23 protein-coding genes and 1 riboswitch are annotated in these 25,160 nt (G+C 38.1%); of the genes, 6 read left to right on the forward strand and 17 right to left on the reverse strand.

The annotated features are described in order from the left end of the window. Positions 1-254: 254 nt before the first annotated feature. Entirely contained in the window at positions 255-470 is a 216-nt protein-coding gene (locus KI375_RS08625) for a helix-turn-helix transcriptional regulator (RefSeq protein WP_212973078.1), read from the reverse strand. A 153-nt stretch (positions 471-623) separates the two neighbouring features. Here KI375_RS08625 and KI375_RS27670 point away from each other — a divergent pair, with 153 nt between their 5' ends. The 4 genes from KI375_RS27670 to KI375_RS08645 all read left to right on the forward strand — a co-directional run bounded on the left by KI375_RS27670 (position 624) and on the right by KI375_RS08645 (position 3,987). Then, complete coding sequence (locus KI375_RS27670) at positions 624-1,040, forward strand: helix-turn-helix domain-containing protein (RefSeq protein ID WP_212973079.1); 417 nt, start codon at positions 624-626, stop codon at positions 1,038-1,040. 118 nt (positions 1,041-1,158) lie between these two features. Next, positions 1,159-1,734, forward strand: a complete 576-nt coding sequence (locus KI375_RS08635) for an ImmA/IrrE family metallo-endopeptidase (protein ID WP_212973080.1) — start codon at positions 1,159-1,161, stop codon at positions 1,732-1,734. Positions 1,735-1,768: 34 nt separating this feature from the next. Beyond that, complete coding sequence (locus tag KI375_RS08640) at positions 1,769-3,640, forward strand: DEAD/DEAH box helicase (RefSeq protein WP_212973081.1); 1,872 nt, start codon at positions 1,769-1,771, stop codon at positions 3,638-3,640. A 5-nt stretch (positions 3,641-3,645) separates the two neighbouring features. Next, the gene (locus KI375_RS08645; RefSeq protein ID WP_212973082.1) at positions 3,646-3,987 is read left to right on the forward strand and encodes a hypothetical protein; all 342 of its coding nucleotides are present in this window, start codon (positions 3,646-3,648) and stop codon (positions 3,985-3,987) included. 45 nt (positions 3,988-4,032) lie between these two features. On the opposite strand, the gene KI375_RS08650 is transcribed toward KI375_RS08645, so the two are convergent. Beyond that, positions 4,033-4,200, reverse strand: coding sequence for a helix-turn-helix domain-containing protein (locus KI375_RS08650; protein ID WP_212973083.1), 168 nt, complete (start codon positions 4,198-4,200; stop codon positions 4,033-4,035). 493 nt (positions 4,201-4,693) lie between these two features. Here KI375_RS08650 and KI375_RS08655 point away from each other — a divergent pair, with 493 nt between their 5' ends. After that, positions 4,694-5,647: an exonuclease domain-containing protein gene (locus tag KI375_RS08655; RefSeq protein WP_212973084.1), complete on the forward strand. Its 954-nt coding sequence runs from the start codon at positions 4,694-4,696 to the stop codon at positions 5,645-5,647. A gap of 533 nt (positions 5,648-6,180) precedes the next feature. On the opposite strand, the gene sdhB is transcribed toward KI375_RS08655, so the two are convergent. Genes sdhB through KI375_RS08670 form a run of 3 tightly spaced genes read right to left on the reverse strand, consistent with a single transcriptional unit; the run spans position 6,181 to position 9,388 of the window. Then, positions 6,181-6,948 carry a succinate dehydrogenase iron-sulfur subunit gene (sdhB, locus tag KI375_RS08660; protein ID WP_212973085.1) on the reverse strand — a complete coding sequence of 256 codons (768 nt, stop codon included), beginning with the start codon at positions 6,946-6,948 and terminating at the stop codon, positions 6,181-6,183. A gap of 2 nt (positions 6,949-6,950) precedes the next feature. Continuing rightward, positions 6,951-8,711 carry a succinate dehydrogenase flavoprotein subunit gene (sdhA, locus tag KI375_RS08665; protein WP_207453384.1) on the reverse strand — a complete coding sequence of 587 codons (1,761 nt, stop codon included), beginning with the start codon at positions 8,709-8,711 and terminating at the stop codon, positions 6,951-6,953. Between the two features lie 47 nt (positions 8,712-8,758). After that, positions 8,759-9,388, reverse strand: coding sequence for a succinate dehydrogenase cytochrome b558 subunit (locus KI375_RS08670; RefSeq protein WP_212973086.1), 630 nt, complete (start codon positions 9,386-9,388; stop codon positions 8,759-8,761). 667 nt (positions 9,389-10,055) lie between these two features. Here KI375_RS08670 and KI375_RS08675 point away from each other — a divergent pair. After that, positions 10,056-10,514, forward strand: coding sequence for a YslB family protein (locus KI375_RS08675; RefSeq protein ID WP_244852444.1), 459 nt, complete (start codon positions 10,056-10,058; stop codon positions 10,512-10,514). A 177-nt stretch (positions 10,515-10,691) separates the two neighbouring features. Here KI375_RS08675 and KI375_RS08680 read toward each other — a convergent pair whose 3' ends face one another. The 12 genes from KI375_RS08680 to zapA all read right to left on the reverse strand — a co-directional run bounded on the left by KI375_RS08680 (position 10,692) and on the right by zapA (position 24,932). Continuing rightward, on the reverse strand, positions 10,692-11,927 hold the full coding sequence (locus KI375_RS08680; RefSeq protein WP_212973087.1) for an aspartate kinase: 1,236 nt from the start codon (positions 11,925-11,927) through the stop codon (positions 10,692-10,694). A 147-nt stretch (positions 11,928-12,074) separates the two neighbouring features. Beyond that, positions 12,075-12,259: riboswitch (Lysine riboswitch) on the reverse strand. 26 nt (positions 12,260-12,285) lie between these two features. Continuing rightward, on the reverse strand, positions 12,286-14,076 hold the full coding sequence (gene uvrC / locus KI375_RS08685) for an excinuclease ABC subunit UvrC (RefSeq protein WP_212973088.1): 1,791 nt from the start codon (positions 14,074-14,076) through the stop codon (positions 12,286-12,288). A gap of 59 nt (positions 14,077-14,135) precedes the next feature. After that, positions 14,136-14,474, reverse strand: coding sequence for a thioredoxin (trxA, locus tag KI375_RS08690; protein ID WP_280528636.1), 339 nt, complete (start codon positions 14,472-14,474; stop codon positions 14,136-14,138). Positions 14,475-14,615: 141 nt separating this feature from the next. Further along, positions 14,616-15,599: an electron transfer flavoprotein subunit alpha/FixB family protein gene (locus KI375_RS08695; RefSeq protein WP_212973090.1), complete on the reverse strand. Its 984-nt coding sequence runs from the start codon at positions 15,597-15,599 to the stop codon at positions 14,616-14,618. 19 nt (positions 15,600-15,618) lie between these two features. Further along, entirely contained in the window at positions 15,619-16,383 is a 765-nt protein-coding gene (locus tag KI375_RS08700; RefSeq protein WP_212973091.1) for an electron transfer flavoprotein subunit beta/FixA family protein, read from the reverse strand. 97 nt (positions 16,384-16,480) lie between these two features. Beyond that, the gene (locus tag KI375_RS08705) at positions 16,481-17,065 is read right to left on the reverse strand and encodes a fatty acid metabolism transcriptional regulator FadR (RefSeq protein ID WP_212973092.1); all 585 of its coding nucleotides are present in this window, start codon (positions 17,063-17,065) and stop codon (positions 16,481-16,483) included. Positions 17,066-17,207: 142 nt separating this feature from the next. Next, on the reverse strand, positions 17,208-18,905 hold the full coding sequence (locus KI375_RS08710; protein ID WP_212973093.1) for a long-chain-fatty-acid--CoA ligase: 1,698 nt from the start codon (positions 18,903-18,905) through the stop codon (positions 17,208-17,210). A gap of 385 nt (positions 18,906-19,290) precedes the next feature. Further along, on the reverse strand, positions 19,291-19,701 hold the full coding sequence (locus KI375_RS08715) for a DUF350 domain-containing protein (RefSeq protein ID WP_212973094.1): 411 nt from the start codon (positions 19,699-19,701) through the stop codon (positions 19,291-19,293). Positions 19,702-19,881: 180 nt separating this feature from the next. Further along, the gene (locus tag KI375_RS08720) at positions 19,882-22,239 is read right to left on the reverse strand and encodes an endonuclease MutS2 (protein ID WP_212973095.1); all 2,358 of its coding nucleotides are present in this window, start codon (positions 22,237-22,239) and stop codon (positions 19,882-19,884) included. 28 nt (positions 22,240-22,267) lie between these two features. After that, complete coding sequence (gene polX, locus KI375_RS08725) at positions 22,268-23,986, reverse strand: DNA polymerase/3'-5' exonuclease PolX (RefSeq protein ID WP_212973096.1); 1,719 nt, start codon at positions 23,984-23,986, stop codon at positions 22,268-22,270. A gap of 137 nt (positions 23,987-24,123) precedes the next feature. Continuing rightward, positions 24,124-24,666, reverse strand: a complete 543-nt coding sequence (locus tag KI375_RS08730; RefSeq protein WP_212973097.1) for a CvpA family protein — start codon at positions 24,664-24,666, stop codon at positions 24,124-24,126. Positions 24,667-24,671: 5 nt separating this feature from the next. Next, positions 24,672-24,932, reverse strand: a complete 261-nt coding sequence (zapA, locus tag KI375_RS08735) for a cell division protein ZapA (protein ID WP_212973098.1) — start codon at positions 24,930-24,932, stop codon at positions 24,672-24,674. Positions 24,933-25,160: the final 228 nt, after the last annotated feature.

Consider the following 25,160-nt stretch of genomic DNA (forward strand, 5'->3'; position numbering starts at 1 on the left):
TTTGAAAGCCTCCTCAATGGGGATGGTTCCGTAAAATTCCTTGCCAATGTACAAAGGAGATTTTCTTTTTTTCTTTTTCTCTGTCACTTAAATCACCTCGTTACTACCTTATGTGCATGGGACACAAGGACGACCCTAAAAATTTTGATTATAAAAATATGTGCTTCTATATATACAGATATGGATCAACAGCATTTTTCGCCATCTGTTTCAAAAAAAGGTGAGGTGTTCACCTCGAAAGCCTGTGTTCAGTTTCATTGATTATGTTTCATTTCGTTACTATTCAATTCAAAAAAAATAGTCCAATCAAACCCAATAGCGCTAGCAATAGACTTTGCTACAGAAACACTCGGATTACGGTTTCCGGATTCAATCATGGTGTAATATGCTCTTTCGATATTTACTATATCGGCTATCTCTTGTTGCGTTAATCCTTTTTGAATTCTTAAAGATTTTAACCAATTTCTCATTTGCCCACCTCCGATGTTTCATTTCGTTACTTTTGATTATAGTTTCAATTTGTTACATTGTCAACATAAAAAATAAAAAATGTTTCTTTATGTTACACAATATTGAAGTAACAAACTGTTACTGTTATAAATATAGGTAGAGGAGGAGGACTTATGCTAAATGTTAGATTATCCTCACTGAGAAAGAATAAAAATAAAACTCAACAAGAAATGGCTGATTATTTAGGTATTACAAGACCAGCTTATACAGCTTATGAGCGAGGTAATAGACAACCTGATTATGAAACACTTCAAAAAATAGCTGACTTTTTTGATGTTTCGACGGATTATCTATTAGGAAGAACTGATAATTCAAAGACTATAACTGTTGCTGGACAAGATATTTCCCTGTCGCCAGAGGAATTGAAACTGTTTGAGGAATTAAAAAAACACCCTATTCTCTTTCATGATTTAGCATCGGATCCAGAAGAGAAAGTAAAAGAATTAATTAAACTTTTCAAGATGAAAAAGATGTTTATGGATGAAGATGAAGAAGAATATGGGGATGGCTTTGGAGAATTGGACGACTAATCCACAAAAAAATATACGATCATTTATTGATCGTTTTTATTTTATATTCACCCTAGGCACATTTACGCAGGAATTTTGACAGTACAAATCATGAGCCAAGGAAATCGGAAGTGTTTCAATGCAGAATAGAAAATTACATACAAGTCGTGATTACTGGGAAGAACGCGCAAATAAAGTTCTCTCCCACTTTACATATAAATATCCAGACGAGATTGATCTATATGATATTTGCTGGCGTTATGGAATTAGAATTAAACCACTGGATCCTCACTACGTTGAGGGTTATGAAACTATTAAACACTTGAAGGCGTTTTCTGTACCAAGTTTTAAACAAAGACGCGGAAAGATATATCTTAAGCCAGGACTGGATGGCATTGAGAAGAAATTATTACTTGCAGAAGAATTCTGCCACTTGTACAGTCACTTTCAAACCCAACTGGACATAAGTGAATACGAGTTAGCTAAAACAGAAAATCAAGCAAAGCGCATGGCTGCTTACCTACTTATGCCGACACGATTCTTAAAAGACGTTTTAAACATTGCTTACGAACAAGCTGTGTTAGTTAGTGACATAGCTGATTATTTTTTAGTAAGCGAGCAACTGGCTCATTACAGATTGAAATTAATGTTCATGCACCCAGTCGATGCGCTTATGGCGTTTAGAGGGAAAATTGGGAGTGTGGAGTGGTTTTAACTATAACTTTGATAATAAACTGGGAGGTTTTTTAATGTCTAACCAAGATTACTTTTTAACAGCTAATCCTAACATTATGTCTAACTATAATGATCTACGGAAAGTGCAACTTAACTCTTATATTGAACTATGTCATCATTTTTTGGTATTGAAAAAAAAGTCTCATGCAGTTGCAATTTTGCCAACTGGATCTGGTAAAACTGGTTTAATGGCTATTTCCCCTTTTGGTATAGCAAAAGGGCGAGTGCTAATTATCACTCCTCAACTTGTAATTAAAGATCATGTGTTGGATTCTTTGGACCCTTCAACGCCAGACAATTTTTGGTTAAAACACGATATTTTCAATAATCATATAGAATTACCAATTGTTACTGAGTATGACAAATCCATTCATTATGATGAATTATATAAAAGTAATATTGTAATCCTTAACATCCATAAAGTTCAAAAAAGACATCGAAATTCATTATTAAATAAAGTAGATAAAGATTTTTTTGATCTGATTATAATTGACGAGGCTCACCATTCTCCTGCAAAAACATGGCAAGACGCCCTCAATCACTTTGATGAAGCAAAAGTGATTAAGGTGACTGGCACTCCCTTTCGGTCTGACAGGAAAGAAATTGAAGGGGAGATTGTTGTTAATTATAGGCTAGGTCAAGCAATGAAAGATGGAATTGTAAAAACACTTCAAAGGTTTATTTTAAAACCTGAAAAAGTACTTCTCACAATAGATAATAATGAGGAAAAGGTTTATTCAATTGAAGAGTTGGAAGATCTCGGCATTAAAGATAAAGATTATATTCATCGAAGTGTGGCCTATTCAAAAGAATGCAATACACATATTGTAGAAGAAAGCATAAAGCAATTGAGTGATAGAAAAGAACAAAGTGATGTGCCACATAAGATAATTGCAGTTTGCTGTAGCATTAAACATTCTCAGCAAGTAAAAGAACTATATGAACAGAGAGGATTAAATACTGTCGTTATCCATAGTGGTCTACCGGATCCTGTTTTAAAGGATGGGTTAAGAAAGATTGAAAGTCATCAAGTAGAAGTTGTTATACATGTGGCGATGCTAGGTGAAGGATATGATCATCCATATTTGTCAGTTGCAGCTATTTTCAGGCCGTACAGAAGTTTGGCACCATACTCCCAGTTTATAGGGAGAATACTCCGTAAGATACCTGAAGAGGAATATAAAGCTCCTATAGATAATATCGGTGTTGTGATTGCCCATCGAGATCTAGGACTAGAACCTCTTTGGCGTGAATATCAAAAAGAACAAGAATACACAAAAGTAATAGATTTAGTAAGAGATAGTGAACCAAAAGAAAAGAAAATGGAACGAAATATGAAAAATCCTCGTACAATGGGTTCTGTGGTTGTGGAGGGCGAAATACTAACAGATGAAGAGTTTTATGAATATACCTTAGCAGCTGATAATTATCAAAAATATGAACAAGAAATTCATCAAAAGGCTCTTAAACTTCAAGAAATATTTCCTAGCAAATCAATTAGTGATTTGGAGAAGATGGCTCGGGAGCAAGATAGGCCGATATCATTTAATCCATTAATGAAGAATCCTAGAAAATATCGTCAGATACTAAAGGAAGAGTTTGCAAATAAAGTCCAATTTAAAATACCAGCTGAAATTATACTAAAGTTTGGTTTAGTTAAAGAAGATAACACTTTAAGAAATTTAAAGGTTAACTATAAGCATCAATGGACCTTGAAAGGTGGGGATAATGCGGCTATAATATCAAAGTATTTGAATGCAGTTTTAAGCCAAAAGTTTGGTCGCAGAGACACTTGGACATTAAATGATTATCTTAATGGAGAAAAAGAATTAAAAGCAATAGTTACCCACCTAGAATTTATGATAGAATCTTTAGTTAAGGAGTGATCTCAATGTTAGAAAGCTTAAGAAGACAGTTATGGGAAACTATATATTTGAACCCAGTCACAATTGATGAACTTTTAGAGAATAAAGAAGATGAGGGTTATAAAGAAATTGATGTAATTGAAGAAGAACATGGCGTTACTGTAAAACTCACTTTTTGGGATGATGAAGACTTAATTACTTCTACTTACGAATTTAATGCAGAAAATTTCTTACAAAAAGCATTGATAATTGAACGCCAATCAGAAACAATTATTTTCGACAGAAATAAGCGAATTACCGAATTATTAAAGGAAATTGAATTCGTCAAAAACCAGGGTATGTGCAAGGTAAATATCTTGACAGCTTAACAATAAACCAAACTCTTTAATAACTAAAAGAGTTTGGTTTATTTATTAGCAATAAGTATGTATAGCATTGGATATATGATTCCGAACTGTTTTTTCACTAATAAAAAGATCTTGTGCAATTTCTCTCGTTGTTTTATCTTGGACGAGCAGTTCGAAAACTTCTCTTTCTCTTTTCGTTAATAATGGTTTATGTGTGAACTCATTCTCCTTCAACTATTATAACCCTCCTTGCCTTCGCCAGCTTTAAACCGCGGGGATGGGTATTTTGATTGTCACCTTATCATATGTGAATGAATTTAATGGAGTGACACCCAAAAGGCAAGAAACAGCTAAATAGGCAAAAATCAGGCATTCGACTATGCCATTAAACAAGCCTTCATAGAATATTATGGATCCTGCTCCATGAACACCATCTACTGCCCATTTTTATTATTTCTTTAATCCATGATCTTCTTTTGAGTCTCATGGTCCCCGTCTGGTAAATTCTTTACTCTCATATAATGCAACTGTTTAACGAATGTTCCTTTTTCCAAAACAATAATAAAAATTCTCAATACACAACTTGATTCATTCCTTACTGTGCAAAGAAAAAAATTCAGAACTAGATAAGGAGATGTGTTTGGATAGCTTAACTGGCTTTGCTATAATGGAGTTAAATTATGATAATGAATAGTTAGTGAAAGACGTTAGGAATGGAGGAGTAGAAATGGATTTTATCGCTATAGACTTTGAGATTGCTAATAACAAACTTGATAGTGCTTGTTCATTAGGTATGGCCTTTGTGCAAAATAATAAAATAATTGATGAAAAGTATTTTCTGATTCAGCCACCAAACTTATTTTTGGATCCCACATTTACGCGGGTGCATGGACTAACTCAAGATGATCTAAAAGACGCACCAAGGTTTGCAGACGTTTGGAATCAGATATCCCATTATTTTACGGATCAAAATTATATTGTTGCTCACAATGCGCAATTCGATATGAGCGTTCTTAAAAATTGCTTACTCACTTATTCTTTTGAGATCCCTTCTTTTTCATACATATGTAGTATTCCAATCAGTACTCGCGCGTGTAGTGGGGAAGGAATTGGAAATTCTTTAAAAGCTCGTACTGAGCGATTTGGTATTACATTAGATGACCATCATAACGCTCTTTCTGATGCTAAAGCATGTGCCGAACTTGTCATTCAATCTATACAGTCAAAAAGAAGAAAGTCAATTCACACGTATGTAAGTACTTTTTCTTCCATACCCGTAAGAAACTTCAAGGATTTAAAAGCACAGACTACTTTTAGGCAAAGAAAAAAGAAGAGGTTTCATAAGAAGATAACAGTATCAGATATCACTCCGGCAACGGAGAACTTTGACCCTGCTCATCCGCTTTACAACAAAAACATAGTATTTACTGGGGAACTAAGTACCTTTGAACGTACGGAAGCTATGCAAATGGTTGTAAACGCTGGCGGACATATAAAAAGCGGGGTCAGTGGTATCACTGATTATCTTATAGTTGGTAAGCAAGATAAGGATATTGTAGGGAAAAATGGACTGAGTTCAAAGGAGAGAAAGGCATATGAGCTTATTGAAAAAGGAAAAAAACTAAAAATCCTCAGTGAGGATGATTTTAAATTATTACTAGGCGAAAAAATAAATATGTAAGCAAGAAAAGCGCAAGGCGCCCGCCTATCGGCGACAAGCAAATGTTCTGAGACAAAGAAAGGCGTTCTTTGCCTTTCATTGGCTCAGGTTATTTGACCTCGAGCCGATGCCGCCTGGAGCTAGACACCAACCGCAAGGTAAACAGTTATCCACAAGCGTCAATTTTATAGTTTCCTTAACAAGAACAAAAGCGCAAGCGCCCGTTTAGCGACGTACAAACTTTCATAGTAAGGATGAACAGCTAAAAACGCGCCGTCCTGGCGGCAGACTCAAACGCGACGTCGTGTCGCTTCGTCTGCACTAGTACTTCCTGTACGTCGCAACACTGTTCTGACCTACATCCTGTAGCCCTGAGATAAACACGGCGAAGTATGAGCCGATGTTGACTTACGCAAGCAGAAGCTGAAAGTTTGCTAGTCGCTGGGCGCTGCAGCTAGACGACAAAACTCAAAATTACAACTTATCCGCAAGCCAAGAATTATAGTTTCCTTAACAGTAAAAAAACCAGTAGCCGCAGCTACTGATTTTTTCTTTTAGTCAACCATACGGTCGCTTCCAAAGAAGCTTTTAAACATTTGAACGTTAGTGGCACGGTTCATAGCAGCAATAGATGTTGTAAGCGGAATGCCTTTCGGGCAAACTTGCACACAGTTTTGTGAGTTTCCACAATCAGCGAGCCCGCCATCATCCATTAATGCTTCCAGACGTTCGTCCTTATTCATTGCACCTGTTGGGTGAGCATTATAAAGACGAACAAGTGATAAGAACGCTGGACCAATGAAATTGGACTTTTTGTTAACGTTTGGACAGGCTTCAAGACAAACTCCACAGGTCATACATTTTGAAAGTTCGTACGCCCACTGACGTTTTCTTTCAGGCATACGTGGTCCTGGGCCTAAATCATACGTACCATCAATAGGAATCCATGCTTTCACGCGCTTAAGAGAATCAAACATTCTGCTTCTATCTACAATTAGATCCCGAACGACTGGGAAAGTAGCCATAGGAGCTAAACGTATGGGTTGTTGCAATTTATCCACCAATGCTGTACATGATTGGCGAGGTTTTCCATTAATGACCATGGAACAAGCACCACACACTTCTTCTAGGCAGTTCATATCCCACGCAACAGGAGTCGTTTTCTTCCCTTCCGCATTAACCGGATTTCTACGTATCTCCATTAAGGCGGAAATCACGTTCATATTTGGACGGTAGTCTAAAACAAATTTCTCTTCATAAGGTTGCGATTGATTATCTTGCTGACGGGTGATAATGAATGTCACCTGTTTCTGTTCGCTCATCCTTATTTCACCTCTTTCTTTTTAGAATAGTTCCGTTCACGAGGTTTAATAAGTGAAACATCTACATCTTCATAACTAAATTCAGGGGCGTTCGTGCTCGCATTGTAAGTTGCCTTTGTTGTCTTTAACCATTCTTCATCATTACGATCTGGGAAATCTGGCTTATAATGAGCCCCTCTGCTCTCATTCCGATTCAATGCACCAATGGTAATCACACGTGCGAGATGAAGCATATTTCCTAATTGTCGTGTAAACATAGCACCTTGATTACTCCAACCAGATGTATCATTAATATTAATGTTTTGCCATCTTTCCATAAGTTCAAGGATTTTATCATCCGTCTTTTTCAATTTATCATTATAGCGGACAACTGTCACATTGTCTGTCATCCATTCTCCTAGCTCTTTGTGGATAACATACGCATTTTCGTCGCCATCCATAGCCATAATGTCAGCCCATTTTTCTTGTTCTTTCTTTTTAGCTGAATCAAATAAAGAGCTAGACAAGGAATCAGACGTTTTTTCAAGTCCATCAACATATTTTACAGCTTCAGGACCAGCTACCATTCCACCATAAATAGCGGATAGTAAAGAGTTCGCTCCTAGTCGGTTTGCACCGTGCTGGGAATAATCACATTCTCCAGCAGCAAACAACCCTTCAATATTTGTATGCTGGTTGTAATCGACCCACAGGCCGCCCATGGAGTAATGAACTGCTGGGAAAATCTTCATCGGTACTTTATGTGGATCTTCCCCAGTAAATTTCTCGTAAATCTCAATAATGCCACCAAGTTTTACATCAAGCTCATGAGGATCCTTATGTGAAAGGTCCAGATAAACCATGTTCTCGCCATTTAATCCTAATTTCATATCTACGCACACATGGAAAATTTCCCGTGTGGCAATATCACGAGGGACAAGATTTCCGTATGCTGGATATTTTTCTTCTAAGAAATACCATGGCTTGCCATCTTTATATGTCCAAATCCTTCCGCCTTCACCACGCGCCGATTCACTCATTAAGCGCAATTTGTCATCACCTGGGATCGCAGTCGGATGGATTTGAATAAATTCTCCGTTTGCATAAGTTGCACCTTGTTGATACACAACAGAAGCTGCAGAGCCCGTATTGATGACAGAGTTTGTTGATTTCCCAAAAATAATTCCAGGACCACCTGTTGCTAAAAGAACGGCATCAGCTGGAAATGATTCGATTTCCATTGTTGTCATATTTTGCGCAACAATCCCACGGCAAGCGCCCGTATCGTCTTGAATAATCCCTAGAAAATCCCAACCCTCATATTTGTTTACAAGTCCCGCTACTTCATGACGACGAACCTGCTCGTCCAATGCATATAAAAGCTGTTGACCTGTTGTTGCTCCTGCATATGCAGTACGATGATGTTGGGTTCCGCCAAATCTACGGAAATCAAGCAAACCTTCTGGTGTTCGGTTAAACATAACACCCATACGGTCTAATAGATTAATAATTCCTGGTGCTGCATCACACATTGCTTTTACTGGTGGCTGGTTAGCTAAGAAATCTCCACCATAGACTGTATCATCAAAATGGATCCAAGGGGAATCTCCTTCACCCTTTGTATTCACCGCTCCATTTATTCCCCCTTGCGCACAGACGGAATGCGAACGTTTTACAGGAACTAGTGAAAATAGATCCACTTGTTTACCCGCTTCAGCTATTTTTATTGTTGCCATTAAGCCGGCTAAGCCTCCACCGACCACGATGACTTTACCGTTATTCATCGTTGCGTTTCACTCCTTTTTTTTACCCATTGTTCAAATGTTTGCCACTATCCTACAAAGAAGTCAGGAAAGACAAACGCTAATGCCGCCCGTACACCGATGATAGAGAGCACTACAAAAATCACACCCATTACCCATGATGAGATTTTTTGAGATCGAGGTGATTGCGTAATTCCCCATCTAACTAGGAAAGACCATAAACCATTCGATAAATGGAATGTTGCTGAAAGGATCCCTAGTAGATATAGTATCAAAACAACCGGATTTGATAAAATATCTTCCATCATTTGAAAATTCACATCAGCTCCTAGAGCAGCTTGAAAACGTGTCTGATAAACATGCCAAGCAATAAAGGCTAATAAAATGATTCCTGTAATCCTTTGAATCGTAAACATCCAATTTCGAAACCAACCCAGTTTAATTGGATTGTTTTTTGCCACAAAAGCAATATAAATGCCCAAAATTCCGTGAAATAGTATTGGTATGTATATAACAACGAATTCAAGGAAAATGACGAATGGCAATTTTCCCATAAAACCTGCAGCCGTATTAAATGCGGCTTCCCCTTGTGTAGCAAAGTGATTGACAACAAGATGCTGCACTAAAAAAACACCTACTGGGATGACTCCCAATAAAGAATGCAACCTGCGCCAATAAAATTCATTTTTTCCCGCCACAATTTACCCCCCTTAGTCATTTACATCTGTACCGGAAATCGTTTAATAATAGACTTCAACAGCACAAAATTAATTTTAGTACAATTTTGTGGACATATTCATTTTACTCTTCCCTACATAAAGCGTCAAGACAACGGTTTCCTATGAACAAAAGCGCAAGCGCCCGTTTAGCGACGTACAAACTTTTTAAGCTTCTGACGAGATAAAGGATACACGGCGAAGTATGAGCCGATGTTGACTTATCGTAGGAAGAAGCTGAAAGTTTGCTAGTCGCTGGGCGCTGGAGCTAGACGACAAAAATCAAAATTACAAATTATCCACAAGCGACAATTTTATAGTTTTTTAACAAGAACAAAAGCGCAAGCGCCCGTTTAGCGACGTACAAACTTTTTAATAAGGATGAACGGCTAAAAACGCGCCGTCCTGGTGGCGCGAGATCTTGTCGCTTCTTCTGCGCTAGTACATTTTGAACGTCGCAACGCCGATGAACTGACATCCTATGTGCTTTTTGGTGCTGGGCGCTGAGCCCAATTTCAAACCGCAACGGAAGCTAGCGATCCACTAAGTTAGTATTTTATTGATTATTTTTTATTTTTTTTTGCATATTTTTTCAAAATCGATTACTTTTTGTATATAATAAGAGGGAAGAAAAGAGGGAGATAGGACAGTGAAACCTTCATCAACGCAAACTTTTCAAAAAGACGCAAAAACGGAAGAATTTGTCCCTTTGTTTGCTTATGAATTGCTTCGAGATATACTAATTCCCGAGATGCTCGGAAAAGATACCAATGAAATATCTTATTGGGTTGGCAAACATATAGCTAGAACATTCCCATTACTTTCAAATGAAGAAATTTTTTCTTTTTTTCAGGAAGCTGCATGGGGACAATTAGAATTAGTCGAACAAAATAAAAAAGAAATGAAGCTGGAACTTACTGGTGAAATTGTTGAAAGACGATTGCTTATGCAAGATGAGCCTTCGTTCCGCTTGGAAGCCGGATTTATCGCAGAGCAAATCCAATCACAAAAAAATCTAGTTACGGAAGCATATGAAGAAATTGCGAGGAAGAAAAAGAAAGTACTTTTTATTGTACGATGGGATTCAAAAGATCCTGTTCAAAATTAATGCCTTCATAGATTGTTAATTTCATTGTTTACATAAGAAAAATCATTCTATTATGGTATGATCACCTTCATACGTTTGTAACAAGAGTATGCCCCAAATCAAGGAAGCTTTCTTGATTTGGGGCTATATGTTTGGACAAAATGGCATCCTAATTAAATAAGATATTTAATTGTTCTTTTAATTTGTTGCTTCCGCTGGAGTAACACCCAAATCATATTCTTCATGCAATGTTTGGGCGGCACGTTCCATTTGCCCTTCACTCACCACAACAGAAATCTTAATTTCAGAGGTACTAACCATTTTTACTTGAATTTGATTTTTAGCAAGAATTTGGAACATTTGGGCTGCCACCCCTGGGTTCGATACCATTCCTGAGCCAACAATCGAGACTTTTGCTAACCCTGCCTCATGTTCCAAACCTTCATAACCAATAACTTGCTTATGTTGCTCCAATACTTCGATCGCATTTTCTAAATCCTTCGTTTTAATCGAAAAAGATAGGTTTGTTTTATTCGTATCTGTTTGACTTTGAATGATAATATCCACATCGATTTGATGATCAGCCAAAACAGTAAAAATAGAGGATAGTCCATTTAATTCGTTACTCAATCCTAAAATGGTCAATCTTGTCATACCTTTTTCAAATGCCACTCCACGTACAATTAAATTTTGCTCCATTGATACTTCCTCCTCAATTACCGTACCTTCTTCGTTTTCAGTACTTGATCGAACCTCAAGTGCTACGCCATAATTTTTCGCAAATTCAACAGCCCGCGGATGCAAAACACCAGCTCCAAGATTTGCCAATTCAAGCATTTCATCATATGAAATAGAAGATAGCTTGCGAGCATTAGGAACAAAGCGCGGGTCAGATGTATATACACCTGTTACATCTGTACAAATCAAACAACGTTCAGCACCTATTGCCGCCGCAATAGCAACCGCTGTTGTGTCTGATCCGCCTCTACCTAAAGTTGTAATTTCGCTTTCTTCGGTTACCCCTTGAAACCCAGCTGCTACCACAACCTTGCCTTCATCCAGGCGTTTTTGCAGCATGGTTGCTTTAACATCCAAAATCCTAGCATTTGAATGGATATTCTCAGTCACAATGCCAGCTTGCCAGCCCGTTAAAGAAATGGCTTCAACTCCTTTACTCGTTAACGCCATCGTTAGAAGCGAAATAGATACCTGTTCTCCCGTCGTAAGAAGCATGTCCATTTCCCGTTGAGCTGGTTTATCTGTAATCTGCTCTGCAAGTGAAAGTAATTGATCCGTTGTTTTTCCCATTGCTGACACAACGGCTACAACTTTTTTCCCTTGTTTGCGAATCTCAATAATTCGATTCGCAGCATTTTTAATTTTGTCTGTCGTGCTCAATGAAGAGCCACCAAATTTAATTACAACTGTATCCATTAACCAATCTTCCTTTCTCCATGGGCACCTTGATCGAAGTAATAAAAGCGGCAAGTCTATAATGCTCTTTTTTCCCACATAAAAAAGCAATGAGCGATTATCCTCATTGCTTGTGAATTTGACTTCTTATCAAAACTTCAGATCACAACATGGGATAGCTCTCCAAAATAATTTTCACTATTTTGACAATCCTACATTTCTTAAACGTAGAACCAGCAGAAAAAATAACGGTTATTTTCCCACTTCGGCAAATCTCTCCTTTCAGAACTCTTCTAGGAAGCCCGTACTTCTCCAAGCTCTTACTCTTAAAGATTTGCACCTCTATCTTCTTTTTAAAATTTCCTCTAGTATAGCACTACTATTCTTTCTTTTCAACTTGATTTTGCAAACTTTCTTTTAATAATGCTGCTGTTTTAGAGGGTAAGCCAATTTGAATAAATTCCTCCACACTCGCTTCTTTCATTTTCTTTAGTGAACCAAAATGACGATGCAGTCTTTTTTTCCTTTCTGGACCAATCCCCTCTATCTCATCCAATACCGATTGGAACGCAGATTTCCCACGTAATTGGCGATGGAATGTAATCGCGAAACGGTGCACCTCATCTTGAATTCTTTGTAATAAATAAAATTCTTGTGAATTTCTTCCTAATTGAATAACCTCCAAAGGATCTCCATATAGTAACTGGGAAGTTCGGTGCTTATCATCTTTGGCAAGTCCAGCAATAGGAATATCAACATTTAATTCATTTTCCAAAATATCCCTTACCGCCTCAATCTGTCCTTTGCCCCCATCAATTAATATAAGATCTGGCAAAGGCAATCCTTCGCGCAGGACTCTCGTATATCTTCTCTTTACAACTTCACGCATTGATTCATAATCATCTGGTCCTTGAACGGTTTTAATTTTATATTTACGATATTCTTTTTTCGCCGGTTTTCCGTTAATAAAAACAACGAGGGCAGATACAGGAGATGTCCCTTGTATATTGGAGTTATCAAAGGATTCGATCCTGAAGGGAGTATAAATGCCCATCGCTTCCCCAAGCTTTTCAATCGCAAGAACAGTTCGCTCCTCATCTTTTTCAATAAGAGAAAATTTCTCATTCAGCGCCATATGGGCATTTTTCGTTGCAAGATTGACGAGCTCCTTCTTCTGTCCTTTTTTCGGCTGTAACACCTTTACGTTCAGGAGCTGTTCAGCTAATTCTCGATCAGCATTTTCTGGAATCAAAATCTCCCTAGGTTTAAAGTGATTAGGCTGAGAATAAAATTGCCCCATAAAAGTAAGGAATTCTTCTTCCTGTTCACCATAGATAGGGAAAATGGAGACATCTCGTTCGATCAGTTTCCCTTGTCTCACAAAGAACACTTGGACACACATCCAACCTTTATCAATCGAATACCCAAATACATCTCGATTGATAAAATCAGCTGACATCATGGTTTGCTTCTCGATTGTAGCCTCGATACTAGAAATTTGATCACGATACTCTTTTGCTCGTTCAAATTCTAATTTTTCCGCTGCTTCTTCCATTTTTTGTTGCAAATCGGTCTTTATTTCTTTATAACCGCCATTTAAAAATTTAGTAATCTCACTCGTTATGTTTTTATACGTCTCCTGTGGGACGTTATTTACACAAGGTGCCAAGCATTGCCCAAGATGATAATATAAACACACTCGATCAGGCAGGCTTTGACATTTTCGCAAAGGATAAAGACGATCAAGCAATTTCTTTGTTTCATTTGCAGCTTGTGCATTGGGGTAGGGACCAAAATATTTCCCTTTATCTTTTTTTACTTTACGAGTAATAATGAGGCGGGGGTGCCGTTCATTTGTTATTTTAATATAAGGATAGCTTTTATCATCCTTCAACATGATATTATATTTCGGATCATGTTTCTTAATCAAATTCATCTCTAAAATTAAAGCTTCGATATTAGAAGCGGTCATAATATACTCAAAATCTTCAATTTCATTGACAAGACGCTGGGTTTTTGTATCATGCGAGCCTGTGAAATAAGATCGCACCCGATTTTTTAAAACTTTTGCTTTTCCAACATAGATGATGGTACCTTGCCGATCTTTCATTAAATAACAACCAGGTTGGTCTGGGAGAAGTTCTAATTTATTTTTTATATGATCATTCATCCCCTATCCTCCTCTCTCCCCGATTAAAAAATCCGGACACTGGGCCCGGACTTGTTTGATTAAATATGTTTATTTAAAAATTCTTCCAATGCCTCTTTAGGTTGGAAGCCTACTGTTTTATCTACTTCTTCTCCATCTTTAAAAACAAGCATTGTTGGAATACTCATGACACCATATTTACCAGCAGTTTCTTGATTATCATCTACATTGAGTTTGACAATCCTTGCTTTCCCATCAAGTTCGCCATCCAATTCTTCCAATACAGGAGCAATCATTTTACATGGACCACACCACGGGGCCCAAAAATCAACCAATACTACGCCTTCGCTAATTTCGGAGGCAAAGTTTTGATCAGTTACATGCGAAATAGCCATTTCATACACCCTCCTTATATACATTCAAAACTTAAAGTCAGTATATCATTAGAAAGATGTACTTGCGAATTTTTTGCTTCAATTTTTCCTCTTTAAAATATGGATACCCCCCAATTGGCTAAAGGGGGTCACATCTTCTTTTTAGAAGCCTAATTTGAATTTGTTCTAACTTCCATTAGCCGCCTTTATTTTTTGGAATTCTTCAGTGAGAAGAGGAACTACTTCAAATAAATCTCCGACAATGCCGTAGTCTGCCACTTGGAAGATATTGGCCTCGGGATCTTTATTGATGGCCACAATTACCTTTGAGTTGGACATCCCAGCCAAATGTTGAATTGCGCCAGAAATTCCACATGCTATATATAAATCAGGTGTGACAACCTTTCCCGTCTGGCCAATTTGCAGGGAGTAATCACAGTAATCGGCATCACATGCCCCACGAGAGGCTCCTACAGCTCCGCCAAGTACATTGGCCAGTTCTTGTAATGGTTTGAACCCATCTGCACTTTTGACACCACGCCCTCCTGCCACGACAACTTTTGCTTCTGACAGGTCCACCCCTTCACTCGCTTTTCTAATGACTTCTTTGATGGTCATCCTTAGATTTTTCACTTCTACATCAATAGCTGTTACCGTCCCCGTACGATTATTATCTTTTTCAATTGCCTCAATATTATTTGGGCGAATCGTAAAAAAGAGAAAATCCCCTACCAGATTTTTTCTTTCAAATGCCTTCCCAGAATAAATGGGGCGAATGAAAGTCCATTGGTCATCAACCTTCTCAATCGCCGTAATATCTGAAATAAGCCCGACACTTAGCCTGTTTGCAATTTTAGGGGAAAGATCTTTTCCTAATGCTGTGTGCCCCATAATCAAAGCATCTGGCTGTTCCTTTTCTATTGCTGTAAGCAAGGATTGGGAATATCCGTCAGCAGTATACTGGTTTAATAGCTCACTTTCGATGGTAATAACTCGGTCTGCCCCATGAGCAATAAGTTCTTGACTATAGGCCTGCACAGAATCTCCTATCAGTAGTGCAATCATCTCTCCACCTTCAGCAACCAGTTTTCCCGCAGCAAGCGCTTCAAAGGAGACATTGCGCAAGACCCCTTCTCGTAATTCAGCTAATACGAAAACTTTTTTTCCCAAGATTACTCCCTCCCAGCTTTTATAATACTTTTGTTAATAACGTTCCAAGCTCCTTCACTTGATCTTTCAGCTCCCCTTGTAAAATTCTTCCCTCGTCTTTTTTCGGTGGTAAAAATATTTCAACTGTCTTCGTCTTCACTTGTACATCTGCTTCTTCCAAATCTAAATCATCTAATTCCAGCTCATCCAAAGGTTTCTTTTTCGCTTTCATTATCCCTGGTAGGGACGGATAGCGCGGATCATTTAAACCTTGTTGAGCCGTAACTAGTAAAGGCAACTTAGTCTCAATGATTTCTGAGTCCCCTTCTACATCTTTTGTCACCATGACATTTTCGCCTTCTATCGTTAACTTCGTAATCGTCGTGATATAAGGGATATCCAAAATATCAGCTACACGAGGACCAATCTGACCTGAGCCGCCATCAATCGCCACATTTCCAGCTAATATTAGATCTACCTCTTTGTCTTTTAAAAATTCTCCAACGATTGTACTGATTGAAAAAGCATCTGTCTCTTCTAACTCATCCTCAATATCAATAAGGGTTGCCCGATCTGCTCCCATTGCGAGGGCTGTTCTCAATTGCTTTTCAGCGTCCTCATCTCCTACAGTCACAATATTTACTTCTCCACCATGCTCATCCCTTACTCGAATCGCCTCTTCGATGGCATATTCATCATAAGGGTTAATAATGAATTCAGCATCATCTTCCATAATTCGACCTTCTGAAATTGTAAGTCTTTCTTCCGTATCAAACGTTCTTTTTAATAAGACAAAGATATTCATGTCTGATTCAGCCTCCTTTTTTATCGTAACGAAAGTATAGATCCGCTTTGAAAAATTAAGAGAAAACAAGAATGAAAGAATTGCTACTGTTTATTTATTAATGTTGCTTACAACCTTGCAATAATAATTCATGGACTTGGGGTGCGAGTGAAACAAGATCATATTTTTGCTCATTCATCACCCATGTCGTCACAGTTTCATCCATAGTGCCAAAAATCATTTGTCTTACAAGCCTTAAATTTAGCTGACTAGCAAACTCTTGGTTTTCTTGCCCATGGCAAATAATATGATCAATTATCTGCAAATAGTCTTTTAGCACTTCATTTATTCTTTTTCTTAATGCCTTATTGGATTGTCTTAATTCCAATTGAGTAACAGTAGCAAGATGGCGATCATTCGATAAAATATTGAAATGATTTTCGATAAGCACAAATAATTTTTCAGAAGCTGTCTCTTTAGATTGAATTGCTTTTTCCATCTTTTCAATGAATAATCCCATTTTTTCACGGAACACGGAGATCAATATATCCTCCTTATTTTCAAAATAAAGATAGATCGTTCCGTCTGCTACTCCCGCTCGTTTTGCAATCTTAGATACTTGTGATTGATGATAGCCGTTTTCTGCAATGACCGTTACAGCTGCATCAATGATCTGTTTATATTTCGGTTTATTTCTTTTCAATATCTTCACCTTTTCTAAAAGTTAAATGAATGATTATTCATTCATATTTCTATAATAGTAACTGAGTTACATTCTGTCAAATTGTATCACACGGGTCTTAAACACTACAAGAGAGCCAGATGCTGACTCTCTTTATGCGGCTTTATCTAAATTTCTCTTCCTCTTGTACCTTTTTTCTTTCCTCCTCTATTAAGCTCCTACGCAAGATTTTCCCAACGGCTGTTTTAGGTAACTCTTTACGGAATTCATAGACCTTTGGTACTTTGTAAGTCGCGATAAATTTTTTTGCATATTCATCTAATTCTTCCTCAGTTACTGTTGCTCCTTCCTTTAAAACCACATAAGCTTTTACCGTCTCCCCTCTGTATGGGTCTGGTATACCCGCTACAACGAGTTCTTGGATCGCTGGATGCTCATATAAAACCTCTTCAATTTCCCTCGGATAAATATTATATCCACCCGCAATAATCATGTCTTTTTTACGATCAACGATGAAAAAATAGCCGTCTTTGTTCATATATCCCATATCTCCTGTCAATAGCCAACCATCCTTCAACGTTTCCGCGGTATCTTCCGGGCGGTTCCAATATCCTTTCATAACTTGGGGCCCTTTGACCGCAATTTCTCCAATTTGTCCATATGGAGCCTCTTCTCCTGTTTCTGCTGAAACAATCTTAGCATCGGTATCTGGCCATGGAACACCAATACTTCCCCTCAGATTTTCCTGCCCCCAGATAAAATTGGCATGGGTAACAGGCGATGACTCTGTTAATCCGTAACCCTCCACAAGCCTCCCACCAGTAATTTCTTCAAATTTCTGTTGAACTTCAACTGGAAGCGGCGCAGATCCACTTATACAAGCTTCTATCGAAGAAAGATCATATTTATGACGATCTGAATCATTTAGTAAACCAATATAGATTGTTGGCGCTCCCGGAAAGATGGTTGGCTTCTGCTTATGAATTGTTTTAAGTGTTGTTTTCACATCAAATTTCGGTAACAAAAACATTTTATACGCTTGCATGATCGATAAAATTAATACGGTTGTCATCCCATAAACATGAAAAAAAGGCAGAACACCAAGGATGGTTTCTTCAGCTGGTTTCGCTTTATATATCCAAGCTTGACAAGCTGTGGCATTGGCAATTAAATTTTTATGAGTCAGCATGACTCCTTTTGGATATCCAGTTGTTCCACCTGTGTATTGGAGAAGTGCTAAATCATTTTCACAATCAAAATCGAGTTCAATCTCTGCGAATGAGCCATCTTCCAGCACTTTGTTGAACAGATGTGTATTCCCCTCATGATTCAATTGAATGGAAATTCCTGTATCTTTTTTCTGGATAAACGGATAGATAAGGTTTTTTGGGAATGGTAGATAGTCACTGATAGCGGTTACAATGATGTGTTCAAGCTTCGTTTGTTTGATTACCTTGGAAATGCGCGGATATAAAATATCGAGAGCGATGATGATCCTTGCACCGGAGTCTTTCATTTGGTATTCAATTTCTCGTTCTGTGTAGAGCGGGTTCGTTTGGACAACAACTGCACCTGTCAATAGACTTGCATAATAGCTAATTACGTATTGTGGACAGTTCGGTAACATAATCGCAATTCGATCGCCCTTCTTTACACCTATTTCTTTCAGGTAATTGGCCATTTTGAGTACACTTTCATATAATTCCTGATACGTCATTTCCTTTCCCATAAAATGAATAGCGACTTTCTTGGGAAAATTTCTAGCTGTATCGATTAAATATGATTGCACTGTTCTTGGTTCATATTTTAGTGTTGTTGGGATGGATTTAGGGTACATTTTCAACCAAGGCCTACTTTCCATACAACCCCTCCTATTTTTTCAATGAAACTTTAATCAACCTCCAATAGGAAGAAAAGCTAAGTTCGCGACGTCCTGTCGTTTCATCTGATTCGTACATCCTCTACGCCGCAATGCCTTTCTGACCCTTGCCCTTCGTACAAATCTTCCTTCAGTATAGTATATTGCAGCCTAACGTACAAATGATTATCTTTTAAGAAAAAAGCATGTCTCAAAGTATTTCTTAGTACTTTGAGACACGCTTCTATCCCTCACTAACGGAAAGTGATACCAATAATTGAAGTTTCACTTTATAGACGAACGATATAGATAACGCCAAGTATGAAGAAGATCGCGCCTATCACTAACAGCACCTTAGCCAATTTCTCCACCTAATTAACCCCACCCTTTATTGAATGTTTGCACCAATAATGTAGGAAAGCCCAATCGAGATGACCATCGAAATAAAGCCGACTGCACGATTGTCATTTTCAATCTCTACATCGATTTGAAATTTCGGTGTTAAAAATTCAAAAATAAAATAACCTGTTAACAATAAAAAGAAGCCAAAAACGCCCCAGCCGATCATAACAAACAATGTGTCATGATGAAGAATCGAATGCCTAAAAATATTGGCGATCCCGAAGATTTTTCCTCCTGTCGCCATCGCCACGGAGATATTCCCATTTTTAATCTCTTCCCAATTTCTATACTTTGTTACGATTTCAAATATAAATAAGAATAAGACCATACAAAGAACAGAAACCGTATAATAGCCTGCTGTTTGCACTACCGAATTTTCCCAAAATGATGACGCCATCCATTCATCCCCTCCTTACAGAAAACGCAATCGCCTGACCAGTTCCTTTTCAAGCACTGCCTTCCTGTGGCTTCCATATTGCCTACAAGACACTGTAGATCGATTTTAAACTGGGAGCATTTGCCCCTCTATCTCTCACTACCAAGACAGAGAGGCTTACTGCCAGTTAATCCGGAAAAACTATTTGAACTCGACTACTGTCACACCACTTCCTCCTTCACCTGCTTCTCCCAATCGTATACGTTTCACAGAGCGAAGTTGTTTCAGATAATCGGTAATTCCTTTCCGTAAAACTCCTGTTCCTTTCCCGTGGATGATGGATACACGTGGATAGCTAGCCAATAAGGCATCATCAATATATTTCTCTACTTTGAGTAAAGCATCTTCCATTCGTTCACCGCGCAAATCCAATTCCAAACTAACATGATGATCTCGGCCTTTTATAGTAGCCATTGGCTTTGTTTCTTTCTTTTGTTCAGATTGGACAAACTCTAAATCGTTCTCTTGTACTTTCATTTTCATAATCCCTATTTGTACGTTCCATTCTTTGTCTGCCACTTTTTCAATCAAATGTCCTTTTTGTCCAAGACTCGTTACTTTCACTTCGTCTCCTGGCTGGAATTCAACAGTTTTCTTTTTCTTACGTCCCTTTCCTGCTTGGGCATTCATTGAAGGCACCGCGTTCTCTAATCGATGTCTTGCTTCAATCAATTCATGTTCCTTTACTTGGGTCGCACTCTGTAAGCGAAGCTGTCTTAATTCTTTCATAACCTCTTCAGCTTCTGCCTTTGCCTTCTCAACCACATTCGCTGCTTTATTTTCAGCACGCTCATACATTTCTTGTTTTCTTTCATAAAACTCGATCATTTGCTTTTGCATATCTTGGTGAAGCTTTTCTGTAGCTTTTAAATATTCATGTGCTTCTTTATAATCTTCTTCTGCATCATGACGACTCTTCTCTAAGGAAGCGATCATATTTTCCACTTCATTGCTTTCTGCATTTATTAATGTTTTTGCATTTTGAATCGTTCCTTCTGAGAGGCCTAAACGTTTAGATATTTCGAAAGCATTGCTTCGTCCAGGAACACCGATCAATAATCTGTAAGTCGGCCGCAACGTTTCAACATCAAACTCCACACTCGCGTTGATTGCACCTGGTCGATTGTATCCATACGCTTTTAGCTCTGGATAGTGAGTCGTAGCTATTACATGGGCCCCACGTTGATAGACTTCATCAAGAATGGAAATAGCCAGCGCAGCACCTTCTTGTGGATCTGTTCCTGCACCTAACTCATCAAATAAAACAAGACAATCATGTTCCACTTTTTGTAAAATATCGACAATATTCACCATATGCGATGAAAACGTACTAAGACTTTGCTCAATGGATTGCTCATCCCCAATATCAGCAAATACCTCTGCAAATACAGCGATTTCCGAGCCTTCAGCGGTCGGGATAGGCAGACCTGCTTGTGCCATTAGTGTTAGCAGCCCCACTGTTTTAAGTGTGATCGTTTTCCCGCCGGTATTTGGCCCCGTAATGACCATTGTCGTATATTCGCCGCCAAATTCAATATCATTCGCCACAGCCTCCTCCATCTTTAATAAAGGATGGCGAGCTTGAAATAATCGGATTATTCCCTTTTGGTTAATCACTGGTTTTGTCGCTTTTATATCTTTTCCAAATCGCGCTTTCGCGAATATAAAATCTAAATCACTCAATACTTGAACAATTTGTTGCAATTCTTCCGACACTTCCGCGACATGACCTGATAATTGAACAAGGATTTTCTCGATTTCTTGTCTTTCCTTTAATTGTAGCTCTTTTAGTGAGTTATTTAGATCTACAACGGCTTGTGGTTCAATAAATAAGGTTTGACCTGAAGCAGATTGATCATGGACAATCCCACCGTAATGAGAGCGATATTCCTGTTTTACCGGAATCACATAACGATCATTTCTAATGGTCACAATCGCATCAGACAGCATTTTCTGCGCATTTTGACCGCGGGTAAAACCTTCTAATTTTCCTCGGATACTTCCCTCAGTTCTCCGTAACTGTTGGCGTAAACTTCTTAAAGTTTGACTTGCGGAATCAAGTATTTCCCCAGCTTCATCTACTGCATTTTTTATCATTTTTTCTAGTTCGGTTAAAGAAATAATCCCTTCAGCTTTTTCTGCTAAAATCGGAATTTCCACCTCATTTTCAAGCAATTCCTCAATAAAATGTTTCATAGCTCGAGAAGCATGAACCGTACTTGCAATATGCATCAACTCTAAAGGATTAAGCACACCGCCGATTACTGATCTTTTTACATGTGGTTTAATATTAAAAATCCCGTCTAAAGGAGCATGGCCTTTTAAGCGAAGAACATGGACGGCCTCATCTGTCTCTGCTTGCCTTTGAACAACCTCTTCAAAGGAGCTGATCGGACACAAATCTCTTACTCTTTCTACTCCCAGCACAGAAGATGCATGATCTTCTAATTGTGTTAAAATTTTATCAAATTCTAATTTCTTTAATATCTTTTTATTCATGGAGCATGACTCCCCTTTACTTTTCACTCTACTTATTTCTTCTTAAAAATTGTAGCAAATCCTCTTGCGGCAATGCATTTAGTGCAGAAGAAGCTGGAAGCCAACCTTTTCGAGCAGACGATATCCCTACCTTCATATATTTAAGATTTTCTTTATTGTGGGCATCTGTATTAATCGCTATTTTGACCCCTGCTTTATGTGCCATGCGAATGTTGGCGGCAGATAGATCAAGACGTGCCGGATTGGCATTTAATTCAAGTGCTGTATTCGTTTGTTTCGCAAGCTCAATCAACAACGACATATCCACATCATAGCCATCCCGTCTGCCAATCAAGCGTCCTGTCGGATGGGCGATGATATCAACGTATGGATTTTCCATTGCATTTTTTAGTCGTTCCATGATTTTAGCTTGTGGCTGCGAAAAGCTCGAATGAATAGAAGCAATAACCAAATCTAACTCTGCTAATAAATCATCTTGATAATTTAGACTTCCATCTGGCAATATATCCATTTCTATCCCAGTTAAAATCATAATATCATCATACTTCTCATTTATGTTTCGAATTTCCTCCATTTGGCTTCTTAATCGATCAGCTGTAAGGCCATTTGCCACTTTAAGAAACTCGGAGTGATCTGTGATGGCCATATACTGATAGCCTTTTCTTCGACATGCCTCCACCATCTCTTCTATCGAGTAGGCGCCATCTGACCAAGTCGTATGCATGTGTAGATCACCTTTTATATCGTCAAGTTCAATAAATGCAGCATCCGAATGATACTCATCTATCTCCTTGCCATCCTCTCTAATCTCAGGAGGAATGAAAGGCAATTGAAAATGATGATAGAACTCGGCTTCTGATGAAAAAGTCTGGACTTCCCCCGTCTCCGTATTCTCTACTCCGTATTCACTAATTTTTTCATTCTGCTCTTTTGCGCGCTGGCGCATCCGGATATTATGATCCTTTGAACCAGTAAAATGATGCAAAGCAGAGGCAAACTCCTTAGGTTGTACAATCCGAAAATCAACAGAAACTTTGTATTGTCCGGATAAAATAACCGTGATCTTCGTATCACCACTAGCTGTTGCATCTTGCACACCTGGCATTGTTAACAGCGCTGCCTTTACAGCTTGACTTTGCTCAGTCGCTATAACAAAATCCAGGTCTTTTATTGTTTCTCTCATTCGGCGTAAGCTACCCGCACGGGAAAACTCAACAACTTCCTGCACTCCCTGTAAATAGTGTTCAATGCTTTCTGTAATGGGGAGCATATAAGCAATCGGAAGACGGTCGGGTTGATTGCCCACCTCCGCAATCGCTTCTAAGATCCTATCTTGGGACTTTTTTCCAAACCCTTTTAAAGCCGCCACTTGATTATCTTCACAAACTGCTTGTAAAGATTCGATATCGATAACGCCCAGTTCTTGATATAATCGCGAAATCTTTTTTCCGCCAAGTCCTGGCAACTGTAATAGAGGGACTAACCCTTTTGGAACTTCTGCCTGCAATTGTGATAAAACAGTAGAATACCCTAGTGATATATATTCTTCTATTACAGCTTCTGTTCCTTTTCCAATTCCAGACAACTCTGAGAAACTGGTGATTTCAGTGAGACTGCGGTCATCTGCTTCCAATGCAAACGCTGCCTTCCGAAAAGCCGAAATTTTAAAAGGATTCTCTCCTTTTAATTCCATATATATAGCAATCTGCTCAAGTAAACGAATTATATCTTTTTTATTTATTTTCATATTTATCACCAACCACTCAACATTCTTCCTTAACATATTCTATCAAAATGCTTGTAAAAAGAAAAACTTCCCTTGCAAAAAGAGAAGTTAACAGAGCACCCATTATAAACATGTTTTTCTTAGCATGTTTGCATATTCTAACTCTGCACAAAGTCAAGCCACCATTTTTTAATTTCAGTCGAAAAATAAGGTGTATGCTTTAAAATTAGTTCAGATAAGGCAGAACCCTCTAGGGAGTTTTGAATAAAAGCCATTGGAACTAATGCGGCAATGTACAGGAGGATAAATATCAATAAATACATCTCAATTATCCCTAAAACGCCACCTGCTGTAATATTTAGCCATTTAATTATGGGCAAACTAGCAACAATGTCTAAGGCAGACCCAATGATGCCTAGCACGATTCTTGTCGCAATGAAAATAATTACAAAGGCAATCGCTCGATAAAAGGCTTCGTCGAAATTAGAGCCATCTAAAAACATACTAAAACCATTATCCGAACCAAAATCAGGATATGGGATCCAAAGTCTTAATTTTGGAGCAATTGTATCATAATACAAATAGGCTACTATGAAAGAAACAACAAAGCCGATCATATGAATTAATTGTAAAATGAAACCTCTCTTTACCCCTATAATAAAACCTGCTATTAAAAACACGATTAAAGCCAAATCTAACATAATGGTCATTCCTTTATACGATTAAGTTCTTGCAGTATTCGTTCATACTCCTCTTGCAATTTCATATATTCATGAACTGAATTGACTGCCGTTAGTACTGCTAAAGTCTCTGTATTCAAATTAGGATTGATCGAGTTGATTTCATTCATTTTTTGATCGACAATTTCTGCAACGTCCTTCATATGATCTGGGGATTCTGTTCCTGTGATGGTATATTGTTTTCCATGAATTACAACAGAAACTCTTACTTTCTCTTGATCAGACATTTCTTTCCCCTCATTTCGATAAAAAATCCTACAACATATCATATCATGAATGAAAACAGATGGGAATAAGAAAAAATTCAAGCCACCTGAAGAAGAATAACTTTTGGTTTGGCAGTGATTTCTCTATAACCTTTTTGCCTGTTCACAATCTTTCCCATCCCCATTCTTCTATTTTTACATTTCATTGTGTTAAACTAAATTAGAACTTACCACATATTTCTTGTCGAT

It is taken from the genome of Bacillus sp. J14TS2, from assembly GCF_018333015.1.
GTDB lineage: Bacteria > Bacillota > Bacilli > Bacillales > Bacillaceae_C > Lederbergia.

Bases quoted from the DNA above. Each gene is read 5' to 3' on its own strand.
- KI375_RS08625 (WP_212973078.1), bottom strand. From the start codon at position 470: ATGAGAAATTGGTTAAAATCTTTAAGAATTCAAAAAGGATTAACGCAA.
- KI375_RS27670 (WP_212973079.1), top strand. From the start codon at position 624: ATGCTAAATGTTAGATTATCCTCACTGAGAAAGAATAAAAATAAAACT.
- KI375_RS08635 (WP_212973080.1), top strand. From the start codon at position 1,159: ATGCAGAATAGAAAATTACATACAAGTCGTGATTACTGGGAAGAACGC.
- KI375_RS08640 (WP_212973081.1), top strand. From the start codon at position 1,769: ATGTCTAACCAAGATTACTTTTTAACAGCTAATCCTAACATTATGTCT.
- KI375_RS08645 (WP_212973082.1), top strand. From the start codon at position 3,646: ATGTTAGAAAGCTTAAGAAGACAGTTATGGGAAACTATATATTTGAAC.
- KI375_RS08655 (WP_212973084.1), top strand. From the start codon at position 4,694: ATGGATTTTATCGCTATAGACTTTGAGATTGCTAATAACAAACTTGAT.
- sdhB (WP_212973085.1), bottom strand. From the start codon at position 6,948: ATGAGCGAACAGAAACAGGTGACATTCATTATCACCCGTCAGCAAGAT.
- sdhA (WP_207453384.1), bottom strand. From the start codon at position 8,711: ATGAATAACGGTAAAGTCATCGTGGTCGGTGGAGGCTTAGCCGGCTTA.
- KI375_RS08680 (WP_212973087.1), bottom strand. From the start codon at position 11,927: ATGGATACAGTTGTAATTAAATTTGGTGGCTCTTCATTGAGCACGACA.
- uvrC (WP_212973088.1), bottom strand. From the start codon at position 14,076: ATGAATGATCATATAAAAAATAAATTAGAACTTCTCCCAGACCAACCT.
- trxA (WP_280528636.1), bottom strand. From the start codon at position 14,474: ATGTATATAAGGAGGGTGTATGAAATGGCTATTTCGCATGTAACTGAT.
- KI375_RS08700 (WP_212973091.1), bottom strand. From the start codon at position 16,383: ATGAATATCTTTGTCTTATTAAAAAGAACGTTTGATACGGAAGAAAGA.
- KI375_RS08710 (WP_212973093.1), bottom strand. From the start codon at position 18,905: ATGGAAAGTAGGCCTTGGTTGAAAATGTACCCTAAATCCATCCCAACA.
- KI375_RS08715 (WP_212973094.1), bottom strand. From the start codon at position 19,701: ATGGCGTCATCATTTTGGGAAAATTCGGTAGTGCAAACAGCAGGCTAT.
- KI375_RS08720 (WP_212973095.1), bottom strand. From the start codon at position 22,239: ATGAATAAAAAGATATTAAAGAAATTAGAATTTGATAAAATTTTAACA.
- polX (WP_212973096.1), bottom strand. From the start codon at position 23,986: ATGAAAATAAATAAAAAAGATATAATTCGTTTACTTGAGCAGATTGCT.
- KI375_RS08730 (WP_212973097.1), bottom strand. From the start codon at position 24,666: ATGTTAGATTTGGCTTTAATCGTGTTTTTAATAGCAGGTTTTATTATA.
- zapA (WP_212973098.1), bottom strand. From the start codon at position 24,932: ATGTCTGATCAAGAGAAAGTAAGAGTTTCTGTTGTAATTCATGGAAAA.